Annotated in this window: 3 protein-coding genes and 1 pseudogene; 1 reads left to right on the plus strand and 3 read right to left on the minus strand. The window is 72.1% G+C overall.

The features are described 5' to 3' along the window. A pseudogene (locus RIF89_RS13115) lies at window positions 1-596 on the plus strand (nicotinate phosphoribosyltransferase); the annotation flags it as partial. Between the two features lie 33 nt (window positions 597-629). Here the strand turns inward: RIF89_RS13115 and RIF89_RS13120 are convergent. The 3 genes from RIF89_RS13120 to RIF89_RS13130 form a co-directional block, all read right to left on the minus strand. Further along, window positions 630-896 (minus strand): DUF3039 domain-containing protein, encoded by a 267-nt coding sequence (locus RIF89_RS13120; protein WP_309069540.1) that lies wholly within the window; start codon window positions 894-896, stop codon window positions 630-632. Window positions 897-937: 41 nt separating this feature from the next. Continuing rightward, window positions 938-2,509: a hypothetical protein gene (locus tag RIF89_RS13125; RefSeq protein WP_309069541.1), complete on the minus strand. Its 1,572-nt coding sequence runs from the start codon at window positions 2,507-2,509 to the stop codon at window positions 938-940. Then, window positions 2,485-3,032, minus strand: a 548-nt coding sequence (locus tag RIF89_RS13130) for an ABC transporter ATP-binding protein (protein WP_309069542.1), incomplete at its 5' end; no start/stop codon positions are given. The genes RIF89_RS13130 and RIF89_RS13125, both read right to left, overlap by 25 nt.

Below are 3,032 nucleotides of genomic sequence, written 5' to 3' on the forward strand. Positions count from 1 at the left end.
AGCTCGGCGGCGTGCGCCTCGACTCCGGCGACCTGCCGACCGTGGCGGCGTCGGTGCGCCAGCAGCTCGACGAGCTGGGCGCCGTGAACACCCGGATCACCGTCACGAGCGACCTCGACGAGTATGCGATCGCGGCGCTGGCCGCGTCGCCCGTCGACGCGTACGGTGTCGGCACGTCTGTCGTGACCGGATCAGGTCATCCCACGGCGGGCATGGTCTACAAGCTCGTGGCGCGCCAGGGCGCGGACGGCGGCTGGGTCTCCGTCGCCAAGACCGCGGAGGGCAAGGGGTCGCAGGGCGGACGCAAGAGCGCGTTCCGCACGCTGGAGAACGGCGTGGCGATCCAGGAGCTGATCGAGGCGGCCGACGGCTTCGAGCAGCTTGCTGCTCCGTCCGACTACCCGGACGCGCGCCCCCTGCAGGTGCCGCTCGTGGTCGAGGGCGAACCCGTCGCGGAATTCGAGGGGGCCGCGGGCGTACGCAACGCGCGCGAGCACCACCTCCGCGTGCGCGAGGAGCTGCCGCTGCGCGCGCTCGCCCTCAGCCGCTCCGATCCCGGGATCCCGACGGTCTACGTCGACGCCGAGGAGGCGTAGGTCAGACCTCGCCGGACCGATGCCTCCGACGGGCTACAAGTTCAGCGACTCGTAGATCTCCTTGCAGGTCGGGCAGACGGGGAACTTCTCGGGGTCGCGTCCCGGCGTCCACTTCTTGCCGCACAGGGCGCGCACGGGCTTGCCGGTGAGCGCCGACTCGAGGATCTTCTCCTTCTTCACGTAGTGGGAGAAGCGCTCGTGGTCGCCGGGCTCGACGTTCTCCTCTTCCAGGAGCTTCTCGAGCTCGCGGTCGAGAAGGGCCGTGCCGCCGTCGCCAGGGGTGTCGAGGGGGGTGCTCATAGAGGCCGAGTCTACGCCGGGCACGTCGCCCGTTCGCGGGATCAGGTGGTGCCGGCGAACGCCATGATCCGCTCGCCGCGGCGTTCGAACATCCAAGACCCGAGCGCCACGCCCCCTGTCAGCACGGCGATCCCCACACCGAGCCCCGCCCACATCGCGGCGTCGGCGTGCGCGACGTCGTCGGTGATCGTCAGCCACCCGAGCCAGAGCGCCGGCGCGCTGAGCACGATCGTCCCCAGCATCACCATCGCCTGGGCGGCCACACCCGAGGACTCGGCTCGCTGCGGCTGCTGGAACGGGCTGTCGCCCGGGCGCGAGACGGCGTACGGCGCAGCGACCGAGGCGATGCTCGACAGTCCCAGGCCCGTGAGGAACAGGCTCGCGGCGACACCCACGATCGCGGGCAGGACGGCCCAGCGACCGTACCCGGCCGTGGACAGCGGGATCGCGATCGCGAGCACGGGGATCGCGATGAACAGCACGGGGACGAGCCGGCCGATCCGGTCGGAGAGGCCGCGCACGCCGCTGGCGATGTGCATCCACACGGCGGTCGAGTCGTACGCGACGTCGTTGTGCGGCAGCCAGCCGAAGAACAGCGCGATGATCGGCGCAGGAACCAGCGCCACGATCGGCTCCGGCACGCCCGCGACGATGAGCGGCACGGCGGGCAGCAGGCCCGCGAGCGGGATGATGGCGAAGTTCACGATGTAGCGGCTGTCACGCAGCCAGTACACGAGGCCGCGCGCGGCGATCACGCCGCTGGGCGTGCCGGGAACGAGCGCGAACCAGCCCAGTCCGCCGCGCCCGCTCGCCGCCGCGGGATTCTCGATCGTCGTGAGCGCGCGATCCACCACGAGCACCCAGCCGCCCGCGGCGAGACCGAGGGTCGCGACGGCGATCGCCGCGGACAGCCATGCCGCTCCCCCGTCGCTCAGCGCGAGCCCGCCGGGAAGCGCGGCGGCCGCGCCGATCGGCGTGCGCCCCAGAACCTCGGCCGCGGTGGCGAGCGCGCTCGGCACCCGCCCCTCCCACTCGAGCGAGGACAGGAACACGATCACGGGCACGAGCACCACGATGACGCCGAGCACGAACAGCCCCGACAGCTCACGCGTCCGCCGAGGTCGCAGCACCGCGGAGCCGAAGGCGGTGCTGAGCCGCGCGAGGATCACGCACGTCGCGACATGCAGGATCGCGCCGAGCACGCTCACGACGACCGGCACGTCGTGCGCGTTCCAGACGATCGCCGCGCACACGTCGAACGCCACCACCGCGAGCGTCGGCACGCTCAGGAAACCGGCGCCCGCAAGCGCCCACGCGAGGGGTCGCGGTTCGAGCCCCAGCACCGCGAAGCGGCGCGGATCCAGCGGATCGACCGCGCCTGCCACGATCGGCGCCGCCGCGAACGACAGGGCGATGGCCGATCCGGCGAGCACGAGCAGCGCGAACGCGACCGAGGCGGGCGCGTCGACGAGGGTGAGCGTGCCGGCGCAGACCACGCCGACAAGAGCGGCGAGCACGACAAGAGCGAACGCGCGCGACGCGACGCGCGGCGCGGGTCCCCTCAGCGATCCCGCCAGGAGCGCGAGCCTCAGTCGGAGAACGTGTGCAGCCACTCGAGACCCTCCATGCTGCTGGCCTCGCCGGAGAGCTCGACGAACCGCTGCTCGAGCGTGAGTTCGCCGCGCACCTCCTCGACCGTGCCCTCCGCCAGCAGCTGACCCGCCACGATCACCGCGACCCGCGTGCAGACGCGCTCGATCAGATCCATGCCGTGGCTCGACAGCAGCACGGTGCCGCCACGCGACACGTATGTGCTCAGGATGTCCAGGATGTTCGCCGACGACACCGGATCGACCGCCTCGAACGGCTCGTCGAGCACCAGCAGACGCGGCGAGTGGATCATCGCGCCCGCCAGCATGACCTTCTTCGTCATTCCCGCGGAGTAGTCGGACACGACGCGGCCCAGCGCGTCCGTGAGGTCGAACGCGCGGGCGAGGTCGGCCGTCCGCTGGGCGACGACGTCCGGCTTCAGGCCGCGCAGCACGCCGAAGTAGTAGAGCAGCTGACGGCCGGTGAGGCGGTCGAACGTGCGGAGACGGTCGGGCAGCACGCCGAGCAGCGCCTTGGCCGCGCGCG

It is taken from the genome of Microbacterium sp. (genome assembly GCF_031178525.1).
Taxonomy (GTDB): Bacteria; Actinomycetota; Actinomycetes; order Actinomycetales; family Microbacteriaceae; genus Microbacterium.

Bases quoted from the DNA above. Each gene is read 5' to 3' on its own strand.
- RIF89_RS13120 (WP_309069540.1), bottom strand. From the start codon at position 896: ATGAGCACCCCCCTCGACACCCCTGGCGACGGCGGCACGGCCCTTCTC.